Origin of the sequence: Rhizobium sp. 9140, assembly GCF_900067135.1 — a bacterium.
Lineage (GTDB): Bacteria > Pseudomonadota > Alphaproteobacteria > Rhizobiales > Rhizobiaceae > Ferranicluibacter.
In genome coordinates this window covers 3,171,306-3,195,264 of record NZ_FJUR01000001.1, presented here as the reverse complement: position 1 = coordinate 3,195,264, position 23,959 = coordinate 3,171,306, and the positions used below count along the sequence as shown (strand labels likewise).

The 23,959-nt window shown below is 64.3% G+C and carries 26 protein-coding genes; 17 read left to right on the top strand and 9 right to left on the bottom strand.

What is annotated here, in order from left to right:
- Positions 1 to 230: 230 nt before the first annotated feature.
- The 17 genes from urtB to ureG all read left to right on the top strand — a co-directional run bounded on the left by urtB (position 231) and on the right by ureG (position 12,939).
- Positions 231 to 1,850 (top strand): urea ABC transporter permease subunit UrtB, encoded by a 1,620-nt coding sequence (gene urtB / locus GA0004734_RS15030; protein ID WP_092934958.1) that lies wholly within the window; start codon positions 231 to 233, stop codon positions 1,848 to 1,850.
- On the top strand, positions 1,850 to 3,028 hold the full coding sequence (gene urtC / locus GA0004734_RS15025) for an urea ABC transporter permease subunit UrtC (protein WP_092934956.1): 1,179 nt from the start codon (positions 1,850 to 1,852) through the stop codon (positions 3,026 to 3,028). The genes urtB and urtC overlap by 1 nt, the downstream gene beginning before the upstream one ends.
- Positions 3,029 to 3,033: 5 nt before the next feature.
- A complete protein-coding gene (gene urtD, locus GA0004734_RS15020) occupies positions 3,034 to 3,786 on the top strand; it encodes an urea ABC transporter ATP-binding protein UrtD (protein WP_092934954.1) in 753 nt (250 codons plus the stop codon).
- A 208-nt stretch (positions 3,787 to 3,994) separates the two neighbouring features.
- Positions 3,995 to 4,690: an urea ABC transporter ATP-binding subunit UrtE gene (urtE, locus tag GA0004734_RS15015; RefSeq protein ID WP_092934952.1), complete on the top strand. Its 696-nt coding sequence runs from the start codon at positions 3,995 to 3,997 to the stop codon at positions 4,688 to 4,690.
- Between the two features lie 47 nt (positions 4,691 to 4,737).
- The gene (locus GA0004734_RS15010; protein ID WP_245292434.1) at positions 4,738 to 5,604 is read left to right on the top strand and encodes an urease accessory protein UreD; all 867 of its coding nucleotides are present in this window, start codon (positions 4,738 to 4,740) and stop codon (positions 5,602 to 5,604) included.
- Positions 5,605 to 5,636: 32 nt separating this feature from the next.
- Positions 5,637 to 5,939 (top strand): urease subunit gamma, encoded by a 303-nt coding sequence (locus GA0004734_RS15005; protein WP_062591957.1) that lies wholly within the window; start codon positions 5,637 to 5,639, stop codon positions 5,937 to 5,939.
- A gap of 8 nt (positions 5,940 to 5,947) precedes the next feature.
- Positions 5,948 to 6,196, top strand: coding sequence for a DUF1272 domain-containing protein (locus GA0004734_RS15000; protein WP_092934950.1), 249 nt, complete (start codon positions 5,948 to 5,950; stop codon positions 6,194 to 6,196).
- Between the two features lie 75 nt (positions 6,197 to 6,271).
- Positions 6,272 to 6,577, top strand: coding sequence for an urease subunit beta (locus tag GA0004734_RS14995; protein ID WP_092934948.1), 306 nt, complete (start codon positions 6,272 to 6,274; stop codon positions 6,575 to 6,577).
- A 7-nt stretch (positions 6,578 to 6,584) separates the two neighbouring features.
- Positions 6,585 to 7,010: a lysozyme inhibitor LprI family protein gene (locus GA0004734_RS14990; RefSeq protein WP_092936335.1), complete on the top strand. Its 426-nt coding sequence runs from the start codon at positions 6,585 to 6,587 to the stop codon at positions 7,008 to 7,010.
- Positions 7,011 to 7,102: 92 nt separating this feature from the next.
- Positions 7,103 to 7,759 carry a Urease operon accessory protein gene (locus GA0004734_RS14985; RefSeq protein WP_092936334.1) on the top strand — a complete coding sequence of 219 codons (657 nt, stop codon included), beginning with the start codon at positions 7,103 to 7,105 and terminating at the stop codon, positions 7,757 to 7,759.
- A 9-nt stretch (positions 7,760 to 7,768) separates the two neighbouring features.
- The gene (locus GA0004734_RS14980) at positions 7,769 to 8,023 is read left to right on the top strand and encodes an AbrB/MazE/SpoVT family DNA-binding domain-containing protein (protein ID WP_092934946.1); all 255 of its coding nucleotides are present in this window, start codon (positions 7,769 to 7,771) and stop codon (positions 8,021 to 8,023) included.
- Complete coding sequence (locus GA0004734_RS14975) at positions 8,020 to 8,430, top strand: PIN domain-containing protein (RefSeq protein ID WP_092934944.1); 411 nt, start codon at positions 8,020 to 8,022, stop codon at positions 8,428 to 8,430. Before GA0004734_RS14980 ends, GA0004734_RS14975 begins: the two co-directional genes overlap by 4 nt.
- Positions 8,431 to 8,433: 3 nt before the next feature.
- Positions 8,434 to 10,146 carry an urease subunit alpha gene (gene ureC, locus GA0004734_RS14970; protein ID WP_092934942.1) on the top strand — a complete coding sequence of 571 codons (1,713 nt, stop codon included), beginning with the start codon at positions 8,434 to 8,436 and terminating at the stop codon, positions 10,144 to 10,146.
- Positions 10,147 to 10,205: 59 nt separating this feature from the next.
- Entirely contained in the window at positions 10,206 to 10,907 is a 702-nt protein-coding gene (locus GA0004734_RS14965) for a TIGR02117 family protein (protein WP_245292433.1), read from the top strand.
- 11 nt (positions 10,908 to 10,918) lie between these two features.
- Positions 10,919 to 11,518 carry an urease accessory protein UreE gene (locus tag GA0004734_RS14960; protein ID WP_092934940.1) on the top strand — a complete coding sequence of 200 codons (600 nt, stop codon included), beginning with the start codon at positions 10,919 to 10,921 and terminating at the stop codon, positions 11,516 to 11,518.
- A 1-nt stretch (position 11,519) separates the two neighbouring features.
- Positions 11,520 to 12,215: an urease accessory protein UreF gene (locus GA0004734_RS14955; RefSeq protein WP_245292525.1), complete on the top strand. Its 696-nt coding sequence runs from the start codon at positions 11,520 to 11,522 to the stop codon at positions 12,213 to 12,215.
- 112 nt (positions 12,216 to 12,327) lie between these two features.
- The gene (ureG, locus tag GA0004734_RS14950; protein ID WP_092934936.1) at positions 12,328 to 12,939 is read left to right on the top strand and encodes an urease accessory protein UreG; all 612 of its coding nucleotides are present in this window, start codon (positions 12,328 to 12,330) and stop codon (positions 12,937 to 12,939) included.
- 206 nt (positions 12,940 to 13,145) lie between these two features.
- On the opposite strand, the gene GA0004734_RS14945 is transcribed toward ureG, so the two are convergent.
- The 9 genes from GA0004734_RS14945 to hydA all read right to left on the bottom strand — a co-directional run bounded on the left by GA0004734_RS14945 (position 13,146) and on the right by hydA (position 23,950).
- The gene (locus GA0004734_RS14945) at positions 13,146 to 16,469 is read right to left on the bottom strand and encodes an efflux RND transporter permease subunit (RefSeq protein ID WP_092934934.1); all 3,324 of its coding nucleotides are present in this window, start codon (positions 16,467 to 16,469) and stop codon (positions 13,146 to 13,148) included.
- A gap of 26 nt (positions 16,470 to 16,495) precedes the next feature.
- Positions 16,496 to 17,752 (bottom strand): efflux RND transporter periplasmic adaptor subunit, encoded by a 1,257-nt coding sequence (locus GA0004734_RS14940; protein WP_245292432.1) that lies wholly within the window; start codon positions 17,750 to 17,752, stop codon positions 16,496 to 16,498.
- Positions 17,753 to 18,044: 292 nt separating this feature from the next.
- Entirely contained in the window at positions 18,045 to 19,037 is a 993-nt protein-coding gene (locus GA0004734_RS14935; protein ID WP_092934932.1) for an ABC transporter substrate-binding protein, read from the bottom strand.
- Positions 19,038 to 19,066: 29 nt separating this feature from the next.
- On the bottom strand, positions 19,067 to 19,930 hold the full coding sequence (locus GA0004734_RS14930; protein ID WP_092934930.1) for an ABC transporter permease: 864 nt from the start codon (positions 19,928 to 19,930) through the stop codon (positions 19,067 to 19,069).
- Positions 19,927 to 20,799, bottom strand: coding sequence for an ABC transporter permease (locus GA0004734_RS14925; RefSeq protein WP_092934928.1), 873 nt, complete (start codon positions 20,797 to 20,799; stop codon positions 19,927 to 19,929). The genes GA0004734_RS14930 and GA0004734_RS14925 overlap by 4 nt, the downstream gene beginning before the upstream one ends.
- The gene (locus GA0004734_RS14920; protein ID WP_092934926.1) at positions 20,796 to 21,101 is read right to left on the bottom strand and encodes an endonuclease domain-containing protein; all 306 of its coding nucleotides are present in this window, start codon (positions 21,099 to 21,101) and stop codon (positions 20,796 to 20,798) included. Before GA0004734_RS14920 ends, GA0004734_RS14925 begins: the two co-directional genes overlap by 4 nt.
- A gap of 226 nt (positions 21,102 to 21,327) precedes the next feature.
- Positions 21,328 to 22,134, bottom strand: a complete 807-nt coding sequence (locus GA0004734_RS14910) for an ABC transporter ATP-binding protein (protein WP_092936331.1) — start codon at positions 22,132 to 22,134, stop codon at positions 21,328 to 21,330.
- Positions 22,131 to 22,496 (bottom strand): hypothetical protein, encoded by a 366-nt coding sequence (locus GA0004734_RS14905; protein ID WP_092934924.1) that lies wholly within the window; start codon positions 22,494 to 22,496, stop codon positions 22,131 to 22,133. The genes GA0004734_RS14910 and GA0004734_RS14905 overlap by 4 nt, the downstream gene beginning before the upstream one ends.
- Positions 22,496 to 23,950 carry a dihydropyrimidinase gene (gene hydA / locus GA0004734_RS14900; RefSeq protein ID WP_092934922.1) on the bottom strand — a complete coding sequence of 485 codons (1,455 nt, stop codon included), beginning with the start codon at positions 23,948 to 23,950 and terminating at the stop codon, positions 22,496 to 22,498. Before hydA ends, GA0004734_RS14905 begins: the two co-directional genes overlap by 1 nt.
- Between the last annotated feature and the right edge of the window lie 9 nt (positions 23,951 to 23,959).

Sequence of the window (23,959 nt, the reverse complement as noted above, 5' to 3'; positions counted from 1 at the left end):
TTTGCTCCGGGCGGAGACACTCTTCCTCAGGGGAAGCGATCGTGCGTTGCGTTCAGGACACTCCAGGCATGGCACGGAACATGCATGGATCAGGCCGGACACGGACGGATGAGGGCTTTCCTGCAATGTCGTACCCGCAAAAGCGCAACCGAAAGGTCGTTCCTGCGGAATTCTTGGGCAGATGCGCGCGTTACACCGCCGTCCTGCCGCGTGAAGGGGCTTTGACACACATGCAGCTGACATCGCGCGCACTTCGGATCGTTCTTCTTCTCCTTGGGCTCGGCCTTGCCTTCACGACCGGCGCGGCAAGTGGCGCGCAAGCGCAGGATGCGCTGAAGCCGTTGATCGACGGGCTGGGCGCGACCGCGTTTCCGCAGAAGGTGGAGGCGGTGAAGCAGCTTGCCGCGACCGGCGACCCGAAGGTACCCGAGATCCTCGAAAAGCTCAGCGCCGGCGAACTGTTTGCACCGAAAACGGGCGGCGCGGTCTATCTCGTCGAGGGCGACGTCGTGTCCGATCCGGTGACCGGGGCGCCTGTCGAGGGCGTGCCTGCGGCCAGCCTGCAGAAGATCCGGCTGAACAATATGCTGCGCGGCGCCATTGGCGACGCCATGAGCCAGCTGACCCTGCTCAGCCCCGACCGCAATGCTCGGCTTTCCGCCGCACAGGCGCTGCTGGCGAGCGGCGATACCGCCAATCTCGCGCTGCTCGACGGGGCTCTCTCGAAGGAGGGCGATGCCGAGGTCAAGGCGGCGATGGAATCTGCCAGGGCGGTGCTGATCCTGAAGACGGATGCGAGCGCCGAAGACAAGAAGGCGGCGATCGAGAACGTCGCCGCGCGAGGCGACCGCGGCGCGCTCAACATCCTCACCGCAGCGCTTTCCACGGCCCCGCCGGATCTCGTGCCGGTGATCCAGAGCCGCATCGACGGCATCACCAGCAGCCTTGCTGTGTGGGATGTGGTGCAGAACGTCTGGTACGGACTGTCGCTCGGCTCGGTCCTGCTGCTCGCCGCCATCGGCCTTGCCATCACCTTCGGCGTCATGGGCGTCATCAATATGGCGCATGGCGAGATGGTGATGCTCGGCGCCTACACGACCTATGTCGTGCAGCAGACAGTCGCCTCGTTCGCGCCCGGTCTCTCCACTTTCTCGCTCGCCTTCGCGGTGCCGATCGCCTTTCTCTTTACCGGTCTCGTCGGCGTCGCCATCGAGCGCGGCATCATCCGCTTCCTCTATGGCCGGCCGCTGGAGACGCTGCTTGCCACCTGGGGCCTGTCGCTGATCCTGCAGCAGACCATCCGCACCATTTTCGGGCCGACCAACCGGCAGGTGGACAATCCGAGCTGGATGTCGGGAACGTTCGACTTCGGCGGGCTCGCCATCACCTGGAACCGCATGTGGATCATCGTCTTCTCGCTGGCGGTGTTCCTGGCTCTGCTGACGCTTCTTAAACGATCGCGCCTCGGCCTGCAGATGCGCGCCGTCACGCAGAACCGGCGCATGGCGTCATCCATGGGTATCCGCACGCCGATGGTGGACGCGATGACCTTCGGTCTCGGTTCCGGCATCGCCGGCATCGCCGGGGTGGCGTTGAGCCAGATCGACAACGTCTCGCCCAATCTCGGGCAGAACTACATCATCGACAGCTTCATGGTCGTGGTCTTCGGCGGGGTCGGCAATCTCTGGGGAACCTTCGTCGGCGCCATGACGCTCGGGATCGCCAACAAGTTCCTCGAGCCCTATGCGGGCGCGGTTCTCGGCAAGATCCTGATCCTCGTCCTCATCATCCTGTTCATCCAGCGGCGGCCGCGCGGCCTGTTCGCCCTCAAGGGGAGGTCGATCGAATAATGTTCACGACCCGGCTCATCCACGCCCACGAGAAAAAGGTTCTGGCCCTCGCCGCACTGATCCTCCTCATCGCCATTGCGGTTCCCGCCTCCAACCTGCTGCTCGATCCCGGCAACCCGCTGCATGTGCCGTCCCATGTCGTGCCGCTGTTCGGGAAGTATCTCTGCTACGCGTTGCTCGCGCTCGCGCTCGATCTCGTCTGGGGCTATTGCGGCATTCTCTCGCTCGGCCACGGGGCCTTCTTCGCGCTCGGCGGCTATGCCATGGGCATGTATCTGATGCGCCAGATCGGCGCGCGCGGCGTCTATGCCAATCCGATCCTGCCCGACTTCATGGTCTTCCTGAACTGGAAGGAACTGCCCTGGTACTGGACCGGCTTCGATTCATTCCCCTTCGCGGCCCTGATGGTGGTGCTGGTGCCGGGCGCGCTCGCCTTCGTCTTCGGCTGGCTCGCCTTCCGCTCGCGCGTCACCGGCGTCTACCTCTCCATCATCACGCAGGCGATGACCTATGCGCTGCTGCTCGCCTTCTTCCGCAACGAAATGGGCTTCGGCGGCAATAACGGCCTGACCGATTTCAAGGACATCATCGGCTTCAACATCCAGGCGCCGGAAACGCGCGCCACGCTGTTCGCCATCACCGGCATCGTTCTCGCGCTCGTTCTGCTCCTCTCCTCCGCCATCGTGCAGTCGAAATACGGCAAGGTGCTGGTCGGGGTGCGGGATGCGGAAAGCCGGACGCGCTTTCTCGGTTATCGCGTCGAGAACATGAAGCTCTTCATCTTCACCTTTTCCGCCATGATCGCAGGCGTTGCCGGCGCGCTCTACGTGCCGCAGGTCGGCATCATCAACCCGGGCGAGTTCGCGCCCGCCAACTCCATCGAGGTCGTCATCTGGACGGCTGTCGGCGGGCGGGGGACGCTGATCGGGCCGATCATCGGGGCGGTGCTGGTCAACTTCGGCAAGTCCATCTTCACCGCCGCCTTCCCGGAGTTCTGGCTGTTCGCGCTCGGCGCCCTTTTCGTCGCCACCACGCTCTTCCTGCCGAAGGGCATCGTCGGCACCATCCAGCAGGGATTTGCCTCGCGTCGGGACTACAAGGCCGCCGCCGAAGCCGAGAAGGGGCGCACCGTTGCCGCCCGTGACGCCGTCGACGTTCAACCTCAAGCCGCGGAGTGAGCGCCATGGACGAGAAGATCACCAACAGCCTCCTTTATCTCGATGGCGTCTCGGTTTCCTTCGATGGCTTCAAGGCGCTGAATGCGCTGTCCTTCGTGGTGGCGCCCGGCGAGCTCAGGGCGATCATCGGCCCGAACGGCGCGGGCAAGACAACGATGATGGACATCATCACCGGCAAGACGCGGCCCGACAGCGGCACAGTCTATTTCGACGGGCAGGTGGACCTGACCAAAAAGGACGAGGCGGATATCGCGCAGCTGGGCATCGGCCGGAAATTCCAGAAGCCGACAGTGTTCGAGAGCCATACCGTCTGGGACAATATCGAACTGGCGCTGAACCGCAAACGCGGCGTCTTCGCCACGCTGTTCTACACGCTGACGCCAGCCGACAAGGCGCGGATCGAGGAGATCCTCGAAACCGTGCGCATGACGGCCCGGAAGGATCATCTCGCGGGAAGCCTGTCGCACGGGCAGAAGCAGTGGCTGGAAATCGGCATGCTGCTGGCGCAGGAACCGAAGCTGCTGCTGGTGGACGAGCCCGTCGCCGGCATGACGGACGCAGAGACCGCGGAGACCGCGATCCTGCTCAAGGAAATCGCCAAGACCCGCTCGGTCGTGGTGGTGGAGCACGACATGGGCTTCATCCGCGACCTCGGCGTCAAGGTCACCTGCCTTGCCGAGGGCTCGGTTCTCGCGGAGGGCTCGATCGACTTCGTGTCGAACGATCCCAAAGTCATCGAAAACTATCTGGGACGGTGATTTCAATGCATTACAATGTCTCGATGTTCGCGGTTCAGCACGTCGCCTCCGATGGACTCAAGCGCCATCCTCGCTTTGATGTGGACGCCCAGCCAAGGGTCTTCTCCCCCCTTGTGGGGCAGATGGCTGGCAGGGCAGAGAGGGCTTTCCTTCCCGCAAGCGCTTCAGCCTCCGATGCCTCGACCCCGCCCACCGAACGAGGTGCCTCATGCTGACCGTCGACAATATCAACCTTCATTACGGTGCGGCGCAGGCCCTGCGCGGCGTCTCCATCACGGCGCCGATGGGCAAGATCACCTGCGTGCTCGGCCGCAACGGCGTGGGCAAGACCAGCCTTTTGCGCTCGGTCACCGGCCAGCATGCGACGAGCGCCGGCAAGGTGACCTTCAACGATACCGTCATGAACGGCATGGCGCCCTATAACCGCGCACGCCTCGGCGTCGGTTTCGTGCCGCAGGGGCGGGAGGTGTTTCCTCTTCTCACCGTCAAGGAGAACCTTGAGTCCGGCTACGCCCCCGTCGCCCGCAAGGACCGCTTCGTGCCGGACGAGATCTTCGCGCTGTTCCCCATTCTCAAATCCATGCTCGGGCGGCGCGGTGGCGACCTTTCGGGCGGGCAGCAGCAGCAGCTTGCCATCGGCCGGGCGCTCGTCACACGTCCGAAGATCCTCGTGCTCGACGAGCCGACGGAGGGCATCCAGCCCTCGATCATCAAGGATATCGGACGGGCGATCCAGTATTTGCGTGATTCCACGGGGATGGCGATTTTGCTTGTGGAACAATATCTTGACTTCTGCCGCGAGCTTGCAGACCATGTCTACATCATGGATCGCGGAGAGATTGTGCATGAAGGCCCGGCCGAAACGCTCGACACGCCGGAAGCCCGAAGGCACCTCACGGTTTGATCGCGCAACGCATGTCTGAGGCCTTGGTTGAGTCCCAGCCGGAGGCCATGTCTGAGGCCATGTCTAAACCCGGGCAGGAGGGGCTGGCGGCAGCGCCGCAGCGCGCCTTCGGGCGCGGGCGCCTTGTGGCAAAGCATGCCGGCGGACGAACGCGGCTGCAGGAGTTCTATCAGGAAGGGTGCGCCAAGCTGCGCTTGCCGACCATGTTCGACGGCAGCATGGAAGCCGTGCTGATCAACAGTTCGGGCGGGCTGACCGGTGGTGACGTGATGGACTGGCGGTTCGGCGCCGGTGCGGATACCGAGTTGACGCTAACGACGCAGGCCTGCGAGAAGATCTACAAGGCCAGCGCCGGCACGACCTCGGTGACGACGACGATCCGGGCGGAGGCCGGGTCCCGCGTCCACTGGCTACCGCAGGAGACGATCCTGTTCGACCGGGCCTCGATGACGCGGTCGCTGGATGTCGAGCTTGACGCGGATGCCGAGTTTCTGGCCGTCGAGGCCGTGCTGCTCGGGCGTGCCGCCATGGGCGAGCGCATGCGGAACGGCCTTTTTCGCGACCGGTGGCGGATCGTGAAGGGTGGTGCGCTGCTGCATGCCGAGAATATGCGGCTGTCCGGGGATATCGATGCGCTGACGCGGCGCGCTTTTTCGCTGAGCGGTCACGTCGCCTTCGCCACGCTGTTCTTCACCGCGAGCGGATGCGAGCGCCATCTGAAGCCGCTCCGCGAACGCTTGGACAGAGGTGCAGCCAGCGGGTCGGGCGGCGTCAGCCATGTCGTGGTCGGCGATCAGGAAAAGCTCGTTGCACGGATCGTGGCGAAGGACGGCTTCGCCCTGCGAAAAATCCTCGTGCCGATGATTTCGCACTTGCGCAGGAGCGCGTCTGTGCCGAAAGTCTGGAGCCTGTAGAGAATGTCGAAGATGATGATGGATCGCGTCGCATGAACCTTACTCCCCGCGAAAAAGACAAGCTGCTGATCTCGATGGCCGCCATGGTGGCGCGCCGCCGGCTGGAGCGTGGCGTCAAGCTGAACCATCCCGAAGCCATCGCGCTGATCACCGATTTCGTGGTCGAGGGCGCGCGCGACGGCCGTTCGGTTCCCGACCTCATGGAGGCCGGCGCTCATGTCATCACGCGCGAGCAGGTGATGGAAGGGATCCCAGAAATGATTCATGACATCCAGATCGAGGCGACGTTCCCGGACGGAACGAAGCTCGTTACCGTTCACGAACCCATCCGCTGAGGTTTTCCATGCTGGCGCTTCGACCCAATTGCGAATGCTGCGACACGGATCTGGCGGCCGACAGCCGCGAGGCGATGATCTGCAGTTTCGAGTGCACCTTCTGTGCCGCCTGCGCGCGCGACGTGCTCGGCGGGCGTTGCCCGAATTGCACAGGCGAGCTCGTTCGCCGGCCTGTGCGGCCGGCTGAGAAGATGGTGAACAATCCCGCTTCCACGGAGCGCGTGGTGAAGCTCGCGGGCTGTGCTGCGGCGGCGTGATGCCGAGGCGACAGCATCCTCAGCCTGCCATGATCGCCGTGCAACATGCCTATCGAGACCTTCAGGAGAGACAAGATGATCCCCGGTGAAATCCTTGCGGCAGACGGCGAGATCGAGCTGAATGTCGGGCTGGAAACGGTAACGATCGAGGTGTCGAACACCGGCGACCGGCCGGTGCAGGTCGGCAGCCACTATCATTTCGCCGAGACCAATGCCGGACTGACCTTCGATCGCGAGGCGGCCCATGGCAAGCGGCTGGATATTCCCGCCGGTACGGCCGTGCGCTTCGAGCCGGGGCAGACGCGCGACGTGACGCTTATTCCCTTCGCGGGCAAACGGGAAGTCTATGGCTTCCGCCAGAAGGTCATGGGTGCGCTCTGACATGGTGATGCGGCTCGCATATCCGGGCGCTACGCTGGCCTTCTCTCTGGTTTTCGGGGCAGGGTCTGCCTCGTCCGCCGGGCCGGATGATCCCGATTGCAGCAAGGCGGTTACCCAGAGCGACATGACGGCGTGTTCGCAGCAGGACTACGAGACCGCGGACGTGGCGCTGAACGCGGCCTATCGCAAGACGCTGGCGCGTGCGCAGGCGATGGACAAGGATCTCGCCGATCTGGGCGACCACATGGTCGGCGCGGTGGAAGCGCTGAAGACCGCGCAACGTGCCTGGATCGCCTATCGTGACGGGCAGTGCGCGCTTGCCGGCTTCGAGGCGCGCGGTGGCAGCATGGAACCGATGCTGGTGGCAGGTTGTCTTGCGGAACTGACGACCAAGCGGACGGACGAACTGAACGCGGCGCTGGCCGATCGCTGATCGTCTCGATGCGGGCCGAACATGAAGCAGACTGCTGGCTCGGACGGCAGAAAGACGGACGGGAGAACGCTGTGAAGACCGGTGCGCGCATCGTGATCGTTGGCAATGGGCCGGTGCCGGACAGCGCCGCCAAGGAGATCGCGTCTGCCGATTGCGTCATCCGGTTCAATGATTGCCGCTCGTATCGCCCGGGCCAGCGAACGGATATCGTTGCCGTCTGCAACACCGGCCGGCCGGCAAAAATGATGCTGGGAACGTCGGCGCCCTCGGCTCTGCACGCCAACATCCTGCCGACGGCCTGGGGCGCGCATCCCGCAGTGGTCGCGGCAGCCGGTATCTGGTGCGTCCGCAACCCCGCACTCTTTGCGGCACTCCGGGCGCCGCTCGCCATCACGCATCCGGAGCTCGATGATTTCTGCGACGACGAGACGGCGGGGTTCGAGGCCTTTGCGCTTGCGGCCGACAAGATCGTCCGGGTGCTCGAGGCGGAAACGCAACGTTCGCTGGAGACAGCGCTCGCCGGTTTTTCGCCGGCCCCCTACATCGTGCCGAGCAGCGGCCTCGTCGTTATTGGCGATGTGCTCGGCGCTCATCCCGCAGCGGATATCGCGCTCGCCGGGTTCACCCATGTCGGCTGGGAGGGACATCCCTTTGCGGCCGAAGCGCGGCTGGTCGATCGCTGGGTGGCCGAAGGCCGGCTCCGCCGGCTCTCCGTCGCGCCGGCATTTTCTCTCGCGGTCGGGAGCTAGGAGCGCACCATGGGTGAAACGGTCAGGATCAAGGCAGGCACGATCACGGTTCCCGAATCGGTGCTGAAGACCCTCGGCCTCAAGGATGGCGACGCGGTCGAGTTCGTCGCGAACGACGCCGGCGCGGTCGAAATCCGCAAGCCGGGGAAGAGTTTCGAGGATTTGCGCGGGATCGTGAAGTTCGAGAGGCCGATTACCGGCGAGGAACTGGATGACTGGATCAGGGAAGCCCGAAATGCCGGTTTTCGGGAGAGCGAGGAATGATCGGTCTCGACACCAACATGGTGATGCGGTGGTTGGCCTTGGGCTCGATCACCGATGCCGAAGGCGTGAAGCAGGGCGAGCAGGCGACAGCCTTTCTTGAGCAGGACAGTGCGCCCGTCTTCATCAATCACGTCGTTCTCGTAGAGGTCGTTTGGCTTCTGCGGCAGAAGGTGAAGATGGCGCGGCCCGCGGTGTCCGCGTTCATTTTCGACATGCTGAACCGACCGCGGATCGTCGTGCAGGATCGCGACGCCGTCATCGCATCCCTGCGTTCCTATGAAGATCATCCAGGCGACTTTGCCGACCACCTGATCGGCGAGATCAACAGCCGAAACGGCTGCCGCACCACCTATACTTTCGACCGTGCCGCTGCGCGGTCACCCCTTTTCTCCGAACTCTCGAGGTAGACCATGTCCTACAAGATGTCCCGCGCCGCCTATGCCAATATGTTCGGCCCGACGACGGGCGACCGGGTGCGGCTGGCGGATACGGAGCTGTTCATCGAGGTGGAGAAGGATTTCACCACCTATGGCGACGAGGTGAAGTTCGGCGGCGGCAAGGTCATCCGCGACGGCATGGGGCAGAGCCAGGTGACGCGGGCGGACGGCGCGGTCGATACCGTCATCACCAACGCGCTGATCGTAGACCATTGGGGTATCGTGAAGGCCGATATCGGGCTGAAGGACGGGCTGATCGTCGCCATCGGCAAGGCCGGAAATCCGGATACGCAGCCGAATGTGGACATCATCGTCGGCCCCGGCACGGAGGCAATCGCGGCCGAAGGCAAGATCGTCACCGCCGGCGGCATGGACAGCCATATCCACTTCATCTGCCCGCAGCAGATCGAGGAGGCGCTGATGTCCGGCCTCACCACCATGCTGGGCGGCGGCACAGGCCCCGCGCATGGTACGCTCGCCACCACCTGCACGCCCGGGCCGTGGCACCTGGCGCGGATGATCGAGGCGGCCGATGCCTTTCCGATGAACCTCGCCTTTGCCGGCAAGGGCAATGCCTCGCTGCCCGGCGCGCTGGTGGAAATGGTGCTCGGCGGCGCGACATCGCTGAAGCTGCACGAGGACTGGGGTACGACGCCGGCCGCCATCGACTGCTGCCTCTCGGTCGCCGACGAATACGATGTGCAGGTGATGATCCACACGGACACGCTGAACGAGAGCGGCTTCGTGGAGGATTCCATTGCGGCGCTGAAGGGTCGCACCATCCATGCCTTCCACACCGAAGGGGCGGGCGGCGGACATGCGCCCGACATTATCAAGATCTGCGGCCAGCCGAACGTCATCCCGTCCTCGACCAATCCGACGCGGCCCTACACGATCAACACGCTGGCCGAACATCTGGATATGCTGATGGTCTGCCATCACCTGTCCCCGTCGATCCCGGAGGACATCGCCTTTGCCGAAAGCCGTATCCGCAAGGAAACGATTGCGGCCGAGGATATCCTGCACGATATCGGCGCTTTCTCGATCATCTCGTCCGACAGCCAGGCCATGGGCCGCGTCGGCGAGGTGGCGATCCGCACGTGGCAGACGGCCGACAAGATGAAGCGCCAGCGCGGCCGGCTGGCGAGCGAAACCGGCGACAACGACAATATGCGGGTGAAGCGCTACATCGCGAAATACACGATCAACCCGGCTATCGCCCACGGCCTCAGCCACGCGATCGGCTCGGTCGAGGTTGGCAAACGGGCCGATCTCGTGCTGTGGAACCCCGCCTTCTTCGGCGTGAAGCCGGACATGGTGCTGCTCGGCGGCATGATCGCGGCCGCCCCCATGGGCGATCCGAACGCCTCCATTCCCACACCGCAGCCGGTGCATTACCGGCCGATGTTCGGCGCCTTCGGCAAGGCGCGGACCAACTCCTCCGTAACCTTCGTATCGCAGGCGTCGCTGGACGCCGGCCTTGCGGCCAAGCTCGGCGTGGCGAAAACGCTGATGGCGGTGAAGAACACGCGCGGCGGTATCGGCAAGGCCTCGATGATCCACAATAGCCTGACGCCGGTGATCGAGGTGGATCCGGAGACTTACGAGGTGCGCGCGGATGGAGAGCTGCTGACCTGCGAGCCGGCGACGGTGCTGCCGATGGCGCAGCGCTATTTCCTGTTCTAGACGCTCGTGACCGCGATTTCGACGCCTGTCGCCAAGCGAATAGCCATCGCCGTGCGGGCATGACGAGGTTCCGCAAGGTCATGCGAAGGCTGTCGCTCGGCCTGTCGGTCATCATTCTGCTGCTTGCGATTGCGGCAGGTCTCGGGACCATCGTGCCGCAGCCGCTCTTCGCATCGCGCGAAGGGGAAGAGGAAAGGGAAAATGGGGAGATGCGGCGCATTCTCGTTCTCTCGAACCCGATCCACACCGATATCGCCATTCCCGTGGATGCGGAAAGCCTGGCGCGGTTTCCGTTTCTCGGCCAGAGTGGCGTTCCTGTCGATGATCCCGCGGCGCGGTGGATCATCTTCGGCCGGGGCGGGCGTAGCTTCTATCTGGAGACGCCGAACTGGGCGGACCTGAAGCCGCTGCCCTTACTGCGGGGGCTGACGGTCGATCGGGCGGTGCTGCATGTGGATGTCGTCGGCGCGCTTGCCGAACCTTCACTGAGCGTGCAAGGCTTCGAGATCGGACCGGCCGGCTATGCCCGGCTGCTGGACATGATCGAAGCCAGCTTCGCAAAGCGCGATGGGCAGGTCGTGCCCGTGCCCGATGCGCGCTACGGGCAGAACGACCGGTTCTTCGAGGCGACCGGCTGGTTTACGGCGCTCGCCGGCTGCAACACATGGACGGCCCGGGGCCTGAGGGCCGCGGGCCTGCGCACAGGACTATGGAACCCGCTGCCGGTATCGCTCACCTTTTCTCTCACGCATTTCAACTGATCGAGGTTACCATGCCCTATCGCTCCACCTCCATCGTCTCGCCGGCACCTGCCGATATCACGCCTGTTGCCCTGCTGCGCCTGCCGCACGACCAGCGGCATCTCCGGCGCAAGCTGTTGCACCTGCCGGATGACGATGTCGTCATGCTGGACCTGAAGCAGGCCGTGATGCTGGCGGATGGCGATGCGCTGGTGCTGGAGCAGGGCGGCTACATCCTCATCGCCGCGGTAGAAGAGCCCCTTTACGAGATCCTGCCGCGCGACAGGCTTCACCTCGTCGAGCTTGCCTGGCATCTCGGCAACCGGCATCTGCAAGCCGAAATCTGTAAGGACCGCATCGTCATCCTGCGCGATCCCGTCATCCGGTCCATGCTGATCGGGCTCGGTGCCGAGGTGAACGAGGTGACGGCGCAGTTCCAGCCGATGCGGGGCGCCTATCACAGCGGGCATGACCATGGGCCTCACGCTCATGGGGCGCCTGAACACGGGAAGCACGAACACGGAAAGCATGACCACGCCGATCATGACCATGATCACCATGACCATGTCCACGATCACTCTTGCGACGAGCATGGACATGACGGCAAAGGACACAGCCACGCCCATGACTGACATGCTTACCGAAGGTCAGCAACAACGACCGGCCACCGGCGGCACCCAGGCTCTGCTCCGCCTGATCGCCTGGATGTCGCCGGCTTTCCCCATCGGTGCCTTTTCCTATTCGGCCGGGCTCGAGCAGGCGGTGGCGGATGGCAGTATCGGGGATGCGGCCTCTCTTCAGGACTGGTTGTCCGGGGCGATTGCGGAAGGGGCCGTCTGGAACGATGCGGTGCTGCTGGCGGAAAGCTATCGTGCCGCTGAAGACGTCGAGCGCCTTCACGCTGTCGCTTCGCTGGCCGAAGCCATGGCCGGCAGTCGGGAGCGGCAGATGGAAACGATGCTTCAGGGCGAAGCATTCATCGCGGCGGCTTCGGCCTGGCCGACGGGGGGCGACGAGATCATGCCTGCCCGCATGGCCTATCCGGTTGCCGTCGGCGCGGTCGCCGGTGCGCATGCGACCGGGTCGGAGCCCGCGATTGCGGCCTATCTGCACGCAACGGCCTCCAATCAGATTTCTGTCGCGATCCGCTGCGGCGTCCTCGGGCAGCGTGCGGGGGTCGCCGTGCTGGCGGCGCTGGAAGGCGAGATCGGAGCCGCGGCCGAGCGGGCGGCGGCAAGTTCGCTGGACGATCTCGGCTCTGCCGGTATCCTCGCCGACATCGCCGGTTTCCGGCACGAGACGCTGACCTCGCGCCTGTTCCGCTCGTGAACGACAGACATCGATTCGTGCCGCGCGGCATCTCTCCGGCCGGCTTATGGGCTTTCCGGTAAACTCCGGTTCATCGGCAGCTTTCGACATATTCTTCTGAAAGGATAATCTCATGGCATCTTCCAATGGTCCCCTCCGTGTCGGCATCGGCGGCCCCGTCGGCTCCGGCAAGACGGCGCTGACGGACAAGCTCTGCAAGGCCATGCGGGACAGATGGTCGGTCGCGGTGGTCACCAACGACATCTATACGCAGGAGGATGCGGAAGCGCTGGTGCGCATGCAGGCGCTGCCCTCCGACAGGATCGTCGGCGTGGAGACGGGCGGCTGCCCGCACACCGCCATCCGCGAGGATGCGACGATCAACCTTCAGGCCATCGCCGATCTCAACCGCCGCATTCCGGACCTCGACATCGTCTTCATCGAATCCGGCGGCGACAATCTCGCGGCAACCTTCTCGCCCGATCTCGCGGATATCACGCTCTACGTAATCTCCGTCTGCCAGGGCGAGGAAATCCCGCGCAAGGGCGGACCCGGCATCACGCGATCCGATCTTCTCGTCATCAACAAGAAGGATCTCGCCCCTTACGTCGGCGCCGATCTCGACGTCATGCAGCGCGACGCCGACCGCATGCGCCAGTCCCGCCCGTTCGTGTTCTCGGACATGAAGCGCGGCGAGGGCGTGGAGCGGATCGTGGAGTTTTTGCGGGTTGAGGGTGGGTTGTAGGGCTGCTTTTTCGCCCGCCCGCTTCGTTGCGGGCGCGTTCGCCCCTCATCCGCATGCCTGCACCTTCTCCCCGCAGGCGGGGAGAAGGGACCTCGAGGCACTATTTTCGCCTTATATCGAACCGCTGGGCAGGCCACGTCCCCTCGCCCCGCCCAGCGGGGAGAGGGTTAGGGTGAGGGGCTGCCGCAGGCTTCACGTCCTGCCGTCTACTCCGCAGCCAATGCCGGATGCGTGACGACCGTGCCGCCCACGGCGCGCAGGGTGCCGGGTGCGGTCCGGCCTTCCAGGCGGTCGAGGCGGGTCTGCAGGGCTTCGATGGTCTCGGACTGCTCGGCGAGCTTCTCGGTCAACACCACATTCTCCAGCGGCACGGTCTCGGCCTCCTTGCTTCCCACAAGGCGGCCGAAGGACCAGCCAAGGAGTCGGGAGAGGTCGTCCATGATCAGGAAGAACGAGGGTACGACGACCAGCGACAGGACCGTTGAGACGATGATGCCGCCGATGACGGCGATGGCCATGGGTGCGCGGAAGGAGCCGCCTTCGCCGACGCCGAGCGCCGAGGGCAGCATGCCGGCCGACATGGCGATGGAGGTCATGATGATTGGCCGGGCGCGCTTGCGGCCGGCCTCCACCATGGCCTCGACGCGTTCCATGCCGTGCCGTTTCATTTCGATCGCGAAATCGACCAGCAGGATGGCGTTCTTGGTGACGATGCCCATCAGCATGAGGATGCCGATGAGGACAGGCATGGAGAGTGAATTGTTGGTGACGATCAGGCCGAGCGCGACGCCGCCGATGGCGAGCGGCAGCGAGAAGAGGATCGTGAACGGCTGTATGACGTCCTTGAAGAGAAGGATGAGCACGACGAGCACCAGCAGAAGCCCGAGCAGCATGGCGTGGACGAAGCCCGACAACATTTCCGCCTGCACCTCCGAATCGCCGCTTTTGATGAAGCGGACGCCTTGGGGCAGGTTGGTTTCGGCCGCGATCTGCTCGAAGCGGCCGGAGGCCGTGTCGAGCGCCACGCCAACGGGAAGGTCGGCGCCCATGGTGACGACGCGGAAGCGGTCGTAGCGCTTGATGGAGCTTGGGCCTTCCGAATAGGAAATATCGGCGACGCTGGAGATGGGAACGAGCGCGCCGGAGGCCGTCTGGATCTTGAGGTTGCGGATGGCGGCGAGGTCGGTGCGCAGGCCGGTATCGATCTGCACGCGGATCGGGATCTGCCGGTCGTCGAGCGAGATCTTGGTCAGTGCCGCGTCGATATCGCCGATGGTCGCGACCCGCACGATGTCGGAAAGCTGGGACGTGGTGATGCCGAGGCGCGACATGCGGTCAGCGAGCGGGCGCAGCTGCAGTTCGGGGCGAGGCAGGGCGCCATCCGGGCTGACATTGGCGAGCGTCGGCTCGTCGCGCAAGCGTGCCTCCAGCAGACCGACAGCTTCGTTGAGGGCGGCGTCGTTGTTGGAGAGAAGGTTGAAGGCGAGGTCGCGTTCGCCACGGTCGTTCAGCTTGAGAACGCGAACATCCGGGATCGAATGGATGGCGGCGAAAATCTGGGTTTCGATCTGCGACTGCGGAATGATGCGGCCGGCGGGCGGCAGCTTCGGCATATATTGCCCGACCAACGGCAGATTGCCGAGCAGCGTGTTGACCAGCTTGTTGATCAAGGAATGGTCGAGCTTTTCCAGCATGACGGTGATGGTGGCGCGGCGCAACTCCAGATCGCCCTTCGGCGAGGCGCCGCCGAGCACGAAGATGCCCTCGACACCCGGGAAATCCTTGATCCGGTCGTAGATCTCGGCCGTCGTGCTGTCGGTATCTTCCAGCATGGCATCCGGCGGCAGTTCGACTGAGAGAACGATGCGCGAGGCGTCCTCCGGCGGCAGGAAGCCGCCGGGAACGGTGAGAAGCAGCATGACGGAACCGACGAGGAAGGCGAGCGCCAAGGAGAGCGTGAGGTAGCGCATGTACCAGCGCCGCGTGGTGGCGGCGACCAGCCAGGTGTAGCCGCGCATGAAGAGGCCGTCGCGCGCTTCCCCATGTCCGTCACCATCGCCGGAGCGCATGAGATAGGCCGCCATGACAGGCGTGATCAGGCGGGCGACCATGAGCGAGAAGAACACCGAGACGGCGACCGTCAGACCGAACTGGATGAAGTACTGCCCGGCAATGCCCGGCATGAACGACACCGGCACGAAGACGGCGATGATGGTGAAGGTGGTGGCGATGACGGCGAGGCCGATCTCGTCCGCCGCCTCGATCGATGCCCTGTAGGGGGATTTTCCCATCTTGATGTGCCGGGCGATGTTCTCGATCTCGACGATCGCATCGTCCACAAGTATGCCGGTCGCAAGCGTTAGCGCGAGGAATGAGACGAGGTTCAGCGAGAAGCCGAGCAGGTCCATGATCCAGAAGGTCGGGATGGCTGAGAGCGGAAGGGCAAGGGCGGAAATCAGTGTCGCGCGCCAGTTGCGCAGGAACAGCAGCACGACGGCCACCGCCAGCAGCGCGCCTTCGAGCAGCGTGTGAAGGGCTGCTTCGTAGTTGCCATAGGTGAAGTAGACGCTGTCGTTGATCAACTGGATCGACACGCCGGGATTGGCGGCGCGCACGGCATCCAGTGACTTTGCGACGGTTTCCGCGACGCTGACCTCGCTCGCGCCCTTGGAGCGGAAGACGGCGAAGGTGACGACGGGCGTGCCGTCGAAGCGCGAGAAGCTCTTCGGCTCCTCATAGGTATCGGTGACGGTGCCGAGTTCCGAGAGGCGCACGAAGCGTCCGTTCGGCATGGCGATCATGGTGTCGGCGAGTGCCGAGACCGAGCGGGCGTCGCCGAGCGTGCGGATCGCCTGTTCGCTGCCACCGATCTGCCCGCGGCCGGAGCCGAGGTCGGTGTTCATCTTGCGCAATTGCGCGTTCACATCGGTCGCGGTTATGCCGTAGGAGTTCAGGCGGCTTTCGTTGAGTTCGACGCGGACCTCGCGGTCGGCGCCGCCGTAGCGGTCAATCCGGCCAATGCCGGTCTGGCCCTGAAGCGCGCGCTTGACCGTATCGTCCACGAACCAGCTGATTTCCTCCAGCGTCATGTCGGGCGCGGAGACGGCGAAGGTCTGGATCGCCTGTCCCTCGATATCGACCTTGGCGACGATCGGCTCCTCGATGCCGGCCGGCAGATCGCCACGGATGCGGTCGATTGCGTCCTTGGTATCCTGCACAGCCTGGTTGGTCGGGATTTCGATCTCGAACTGGACGGCGGTGGTCGAAAGCCCATCGGTGATGGTGGAGGTGACGTGCTTGACCCCAGCGATGCCGGCCACGGCATCCTCAATTTCCTTGGTCACCTGCGTTTCCAGCTCGGCGGGGGCTGCGCCGCTCTGCGCGACGGCGATGGAGACGACGGGAACGTCGATATTGGGGAAGCGCGTGATCGGCAGCGTGTTGAACGACTGATAGCCGAGGAACATCAACAGCACAAAGGTCAGGATCGGTGCGATCGGATTTCGAATGGCCCAGGCCGAAAAGTTCATGGCGGGTCGATCCTCGGTTGGTGGCCTCAGTTGGTGGCCGTCTTGTCGGTGGGGACTGCTGCCTTGACCGGGGTGATGCGATCGCCATCGCGGACATAGGCGCCGGCCTTTGCCACGACCTCGTCACCGTCCTCGATGCCGGAGAGGATCTCGATATAGCGGCCGTCCTGAATGCCCGTCTCGACGCGCGCCATCTCGACCACGCCGTCGCGCACCTTGCGCACCACGGTTTCGGACTTGCCGCTGGTCACGGCGGTGAGCGGCAGGGCCAGCGCCTGCTTTTCCTCGATCGTGATGTCGGCGTTCGCATACATGCCCACACGCGCCCTTTCCGGCTCGGCGATGCTGATGAAGACGGTGCCGAGGCGCGTATCGGCGTCTACGGTCGGCGAGATCAGCCGGATCGTGCCGTTGAGCGTGACGCTGCTATCCGCAAGCTTCAGCTTGGCCTTCTGCCCGACTGCGAGCTTCAGAAGATCGCTTTCCGAGATGTCGGCGCGCATTTCCACCGCGCCATCGCGGATGATGGTGAAAAGCGGCTGGCCGGAGCCCGTGGCAATGGCCCCGACTTTCGCCGTGCGGGCCGAGACCACGCCGGCCACGGGCGCCTTGATGACGGTGCGGGCGAGACGGAGATCGACATCGGAAATCTGGGCTTCGACGACCTTGATGTCGGATTGCGCCACCGCGATCAGTTGCTCGGCGGAATTAACGCGGGCAAGGGCGGCGGCAGCCGCCGCTTCCGTCTGGTCGGCAAGCGCTGTCGAGACGGAGCCGGCTTCCCGCAGCTTGGCATTGCGTGCGGAGACGCGGACGGCTTCCTGCGCATTGGCCTGTGCTTCCACGAGCTGCGCCTGGTACTGGGCGAGCGAGGCGCGAGCCCGGGCAAGGTTCGCCTCGTTCTCGCTGCGGGTCAGCAGCAGAGCGTCGTCGTTCAGCGTGGCCATGGTGCCATCGGCCTTGACGGTATCGCCGATATCGACGGCGAGACTGCGGATCGACAGGCCTTCGACAAGCGGCTGCACGAAGGTTTCCTCGACGGCCTGGATGGTTCCCGTCGCGATGACGCGGTCGATGACTGTCCGTATTTCGGCTTTGGTGACGACGATGGAGGGGTAGGCGGTGTCGGGTGCTGCCTGCGTTTCCGCTTTGGCCGGCGTTGCGTCCTGCGCCAGGGCCTCGCGCGTCAATACGGGTGCCGCCGCCAGCAGAAGCGCCGTCAGAAGTGTGGGAGCCCGCGCAGCCGTGCGCATGCCGTTTGCAAACGTACCTTCACCAGCCATCGGCCTGTCCTCACTGTCGAAATATGCTGAAAGGCGACTGTGTCGCCTTGCTGCCCCGTCATCTCCCGGCACGCGCCACGCCCCCGCAGCACTGCACCCATGAGCGTCTATACCATCATCCCGTATCTGATGCTTGTCGAAATGGAGGCCAAGGTCGCCCTCGCACGTCGCCGAACCCGCGCAAATGCGGGCAGTCTTCACGGTATATGGCGTCGGGATCAGGCATTTTTCAGGCAGAACGCAAAACGCGCGACCGAAGCCGCGCGCTGTCGAATTTGCTCGTGCTAGAGGGCTATTTCAGGGCTGCGTCGGTGATCTCATGCGTCCAAGCGCCGGTCGGTTCCTTGGTGATGACGGGGTCGGAGCCGCCTTTCATCAAGGACGCGACGGTGCGTGCGTAATCGGCTTCATCCAGTGCGCCGTTGGAGCCGGCGGTGAGCTTGGCGATCTCGCCCATCATGCGCTTCTGGTGCTCTTCGGTCTGGGCGCCGGTGGCGTCGTTCTCAAGCACGATGCCGGCGGCTTCATCCACATGCTCCTCGGCATATTTCCAGCCCTTCATCGAGGCGCGGACGAACTTGACCATCTTGTCCTTGAAGGCCGGGTCCTTCAGCTTGTCTTCCAGCACATAGAGACCGTCTTCGAGCGTCGCGACGCCCTGATCCTCGTACTTGAAGGTGACGAGATCCTCCGGCTTGATGCCGGCGTCGAGAACCTGGCCGTATTCGTTATAGGTCATGGTGGAGATGCAGGCGGCCTGCTTCTGGATCAGCGGATCGACGTTGAAGCCCTGCTTCAAGACGGTCACGCCCTCCGGCCCGCCATCCGTCTTTAGGCCGAGCTGGCTCATCCAGGAGAGGAACGGATACTCGTTGCCGAAGAACCAGACGCCGAGCGTCTTGCCCTTGAAATCCGCCGGCGACGTGACGCCGCTTTCCTTGAGGCAGGTCAGCATCATGCCGGATGTCTTGAAGGGCTGGGCGATGTTGACGAGGGCGACGCCCTTTTCGCGCGTGGCAAGCGCCGAGGGCATCCAATCGACCACGACATCGGCGCCACCACCGGCAATGACCTGCGGCGGTGCGATATCCGGCCCGCCCGGCTTGATCTCGACATCGAGACCTTCCGCCTCGTAGAAACCCTTGTCCTTGGCGACGTAGTAGCCGGCGAACTGGGCCTGCGTGACCCATTTCAGCTGCAACGTCACTTTTTCTGCCGCCATGGCGTCGAAAGCGGCCAGCGTCAGCGCGCTGGACAGGAGAAGCGATGCGATTGTCCGTTTCATGTCTGTTCCCTTTGTTATCGTTTGTCTTTTTACGCCTGTCCACCACGGACGGACGGATGCCAGAAGGTGACGACGCGTTCCACCAGCGCCACCACACCATAAAATACCGAGCCGGCCAGCGCCGCCACAGCGATTTCTGCCCAGACCATATCGACATTCATGCGTCCGACTTCGGTGGAGATGCGAAAGCCCATGCCGACGATCGGCGTGCCGAAGAATTCGGCGACGATGGCACCGATCAGCGCCAGCGTCGAGTTGATCTTCAGCGCATTGAAGATGAACGGCCAGGCGGCCGGCAACCGGAGCTTGACCAGCGTCTGGAACCACGAGGCCGCATAGGTCTGCATCAGGTCCTTTTCCATGCTGCTGGCGGCGGCAAGCCCGGTCACCGTGTTCACAAGCATGGGAAAGAACGTCATGATAACAACGACCGCGACCTTGGAGGGCCAGTCGAAACCGAACCACATGACCATGATCGGGGCGACGCCGACGACGGGCAGGGCCGAGACGAAATTGCCGAGCGGCAGCAGGCCCTTTTGCAGGAATGGCGAGCGATCGATGGCGATGGCGACGAGGAAGCCGAGGCCGCAGCCGGCGACATAGCCGGTGAGGACGGATTTGAGGAAGGTCTGGCGGAAATCGGCCCAGAGCGTCGGGAGCGACGAGATCAACCGCGTCCAGATCATGGAGGGCGGGGGCAGCAGGACCGCCGGCACCGCGAAGCCGCGCACGAAACCTTCCCACAGAACGAGCAGGCTGATGCCGAAGAGGATTGGAACGGCGAGGCGAATGGCGCGCTCCGCCGCTTTGGAGGCCGGCTTGCGGCGGACGAGCCATTCGTTGAGCGCCCAGGCCCCGAGCCAGAACAGGATGGCAGGCAGGATGGCGTTCATGGGCGTGCTCCCATCCGGCGCAACACCGCGCTATGGGCATAGCCGACGATGAGGACGAGGATGGCGGCGAGGCCTGCCGCCATGAACAGAGCCGACCAGATCTGTACCGTTTGCCCGTAATAGGAGCCTGCCAGCAGGCGCGCGCCGAGGCCTGCGACAGCGCCCGTCGGAAGCTCGCCCACGATGGCGCCGACCAGCGAGATCGCGACCGCAACCTTCAGTGAGGTGAACAAATAGGGCATGGAAGCCGGCCAGCGGAGCTTCCAGAAGAGCTGCGAGGAGCTGGCGCTGTAGGTGCGCATCAGGTCAAGCTGGATCTGCTCCGGGCTGCGCAGGCCCTTCACCATACCCACGGCGATGGGGAAGAAGGAGAGATAGGTCGAGATCAGAGCTTTGGGCAGCAGCCCGGAAATGCCGATCGCGTTCAGCACGACGATGATCATCGGGGCGATGGCGAGGATCGGGATGGTCTGGCTGGCGATGATCCAGGGCATCAGCGAGCGATCCATCGCCCTGTTGTGCACGATGCCGACCGCCAGCGCGACGCCAAGCAGCGTGCCGAGCCCGAAGCCGACCAACGTGGCCGAAAGCGTGATCCACGCGTGGTAGACGAGGCTGCGCTTGGAGGTCACCGGCTTGTTGATCGTGGTGTCCCACAGTTCGACCAGCACCTGATGGGGCGCCGGCAGAACAGGCCGCGCCTGAGCCATCGTTCGCGGTACGATGTCGGAGAAGGCGATGGTGGTGCCGGCCCGGGCGGCGGTGTCGCGCTCGAAGGGCGCATTGAGGAAGACGGCGGCGGCGTACCAGATGACGAGCAGGGCCGCGAGGATGGTGAGGACAGGGAGGATTTTATCGCGGGCTGTCATGGGGTTGCCTCGGAGAGCAGGTGTGCGAGGCGGTGTTCGATCAGGAAGGCATCGCGATGGCGGTCGTGAATGCGGCCCTTTTCGGTTTCATGACTGTCACCATCCACCTCGATGACGATGCGTGCTGTGAGCCAGGCGAAGTCGGCGATGTAGGGGCCGATGGGGGTTTCACGCCGGAAGCGGGCGCCGCGGGGGTGGAAGTCCCGCAGGATGCTCCACATGATTTGCTCGGCCTTGGTGCATTCCCGGCGGAGGCGTTTGGCGCGGGTTCGCGTGAGTGGGGTGATGTTGGAGTGGGCCATGGTTCGGGTGGTCCCGTTGAGGCGGCGGTGGTTTGGGGAAGGAAGGCCCTCTCTGCCCTGCCGGCCATCTCCCCCACAAGGGGGGAGAGGACCCGTGGCTGGCCGCTCGATCCAGCCAAAAACGTTCAAGACAGAAGCCATGCGCGCGCCACGACTCTTCTCCCCCCTTGTGGGGGAGATAGCCGGCAGGCCAGAGAGGGTTTTTCTTTTCTCCCCCAAACCCGCGCTACTCGTCATAGCTGTGCCCCGCCCGTAGCCCGTCGCGCACGCGGCTGGCGATCTCCAGAAACTCCGGCGTCTCGCGGATATCCAGTGGCCGCTCTCGTGGCAGAGTAGACTCGATGATGTCGGTGATCCGGCCGGGGCGGGGGCTCATGACGACGATCTTGGTGGAGAGGTAGACGGCCTCCGGGATCGAGTGGGTGACGAAGCAGATGGTCTTTTCGGTGCGCGCCCAGAGGTCGAGGAGCTGCTCGTTCAGGTGGTCGCGGACGATCTCGTCGAGCGCGCCGAAGGGCTCGTCCATCAGCAAAAGATCGGCGTCGAAGGCGAGCGCGCGGGCGATGGAGGCGCGCTGCTGCATGCCGCCGGAAAGCTGCCAGGGGAATTTCTTGCCGAAGCCGGAGAGGTTGACCAACGCGAGCGTACGCTCGATCCGCGCCCGCTTCTCGGCCTCGCTATGGCCCATGATCTCCAGCGGCAGGGCGACGTTCTGCTCGATCGTGCGCCAGGGATAGAGCGCCGCGGCTTGAAAAACGTAGCCGTAGGAGCGGTTCTTGCGCGCGTCCTCGGGCGTCGTGCCGTTGACGGTGACGGTGCCGGCGGTCGGTTTTTCCAGATCGGCGATGACGCGCAGGAAGGTGGTCTTGCCGCAGCCGGAGGGGCCGATGAAGGAGACGAAATCGCCCTTGCGAACGTCGAGGTTGACGCCCGTCAACGCGGTTACCGGCCCGTCATCTGTCTTGAAGGTGAGGCCGAGATCGCGGGCCAAGACCACGGAGCGGGCGCTGGGAGAAACGGCGTCGGGTATCATCTGCGGCATTGCGAAAGCGGTCCCCATGTGGTGCCGTCGTTGAAACGGATCGTGTAGCCCGTCGCGCTTCTGTCGAGCGCAACGGTTTCCTTCGGGCCGACCTCGCCTCCGGCGTCGCATCGGGTGCGGATGGAAAAGCCCGATGCGGTTTTCGCCGCCGTTCCCTCGAACTGGCAATACGCGGTGGCGGTGGTGATCCCCTCATCGTTGAGGAGGAAGAAGGCGTCCGCACCGCTCGATTGACCCGTCTTGGCATAGACGCAGCCTTCGGCATTGCCATAGGCGCCGTCGAGAAAGGTGGGTGCGGCGATGCTGACGCCGGAGACGCAGCCGCAGGCGGCAAAAAGCGCGAGGGAACGCATCAGACGCCGCTCGCCGGGATGCCGGTGCGGGTGACCTTGCGCGGTGTGGTGATGTCTTTCCAGGTCGAAAGCGCCTTTGCGACAGGGGTGACCGGCGGGCGGCGCACGAAGGCGCCATGGCCCTCCCGCGTCTTGACCGTATCCTCCTCGATGGCGACCACACCCCGGGTGAGGGTGTAGCGGGGCAGGCCGGTGACGGTCTTCCCTTCGAAGACGTTGTAGTCGATCGCGGATTGCTGGGTCTTTGCCGAGATGGTCTTCGTCCGGCTCGGATCCCAGACGACGAGATCGGCATCGGCGCCGACGAGGATCGCGCCTTTTTTCGGATAGATGTTGAGGATCTTGGCGATGTTGGTCGAGGTCACGGCGACGAACTCGTTCATGGTGATGCGGCCGGTGGCGACGCCGTAGGTCCAGAGCATCGGCATGCGATCTTCGAGACCTCCCGTGCCGTTCGGTATCTTGCGGAAGTCGCCGAGGCCGGAGCGCTTCTGCTGCGTGGTGAAGGCGCAATGGTCGGTCGCCACGCATTGCAGCGAGCCGGAGGACAGACCCGCCCAGAGGCTGTCCTGATGCTGCCTGCTGCGGAACGGTGGCGACATGACGCGGCGGGCGGCGTGGTCCCAGTCGGGGCTGGCATATTCGCTTTCGTCCAGCGTCAGATGCTGGATCAACGGCTCGCCATAGACGCGGATGCCTTTCTGCCGGGCGCGGCGGATGGCCTCGTGGCTCTGCTCGCAGGAGGTGTGGACGATATAGACCGGGCAGCCCGCCATGTCGGCGATCATGATGGCGCGGTTCGTCGCCTCGCCCTCGACCTCCGGCGGGCGGGAATAGGCATGCGCCTCCGGCCCGTCATTGCCCTCGGCCATGAGTTTGGCCTGCATCTGCGCTACCACGTCGCCATTTTCGGCATGAACGAGCGGCAGGGCACCAAGCTCCGCACAGCGCTGGAACGAGGCGAACATCTCGTCGTCATCCACCATCAAGGCGCCCTTGTAGGCCATGAAGTGCTTGAAGGTGTTGATGCCCTTGTCGCGAACGATCGTCTCCATCTCGTCAAACACCTGCGCGCCCCACCAGGTGATCGCCATGTGGAAGGAATAGTCGCAGGCCGCGCGCGAGGTCTTGTTGTGCCACATGTCGAGCGCGTCGAGCAGCGACTGGCCGGGGTTCGGCAGCGCGAAATCCACCACCATCGTCGTGCCGCCAGCCAGCGCCGCCCGGGTGCCGCTCTCGAAATCATCGGCCGAATAGGTGCCCATGAACGGCATTTCCAGATGCGTATGCGGGTCGATGCCGCCGGGCATGACGTAACAGCCGGTCGCGTCGAGACTGTCGCCACCTGTCAGATTCGGCCCGATCTCAGCGATCACGCCGTTCTCGATGCGGATGTCTGCGGTGTAGGTCAGGTCGGCGGTGACGATGGTGCCGTTCTTGATGATGGTGGTCATGGATGCTCC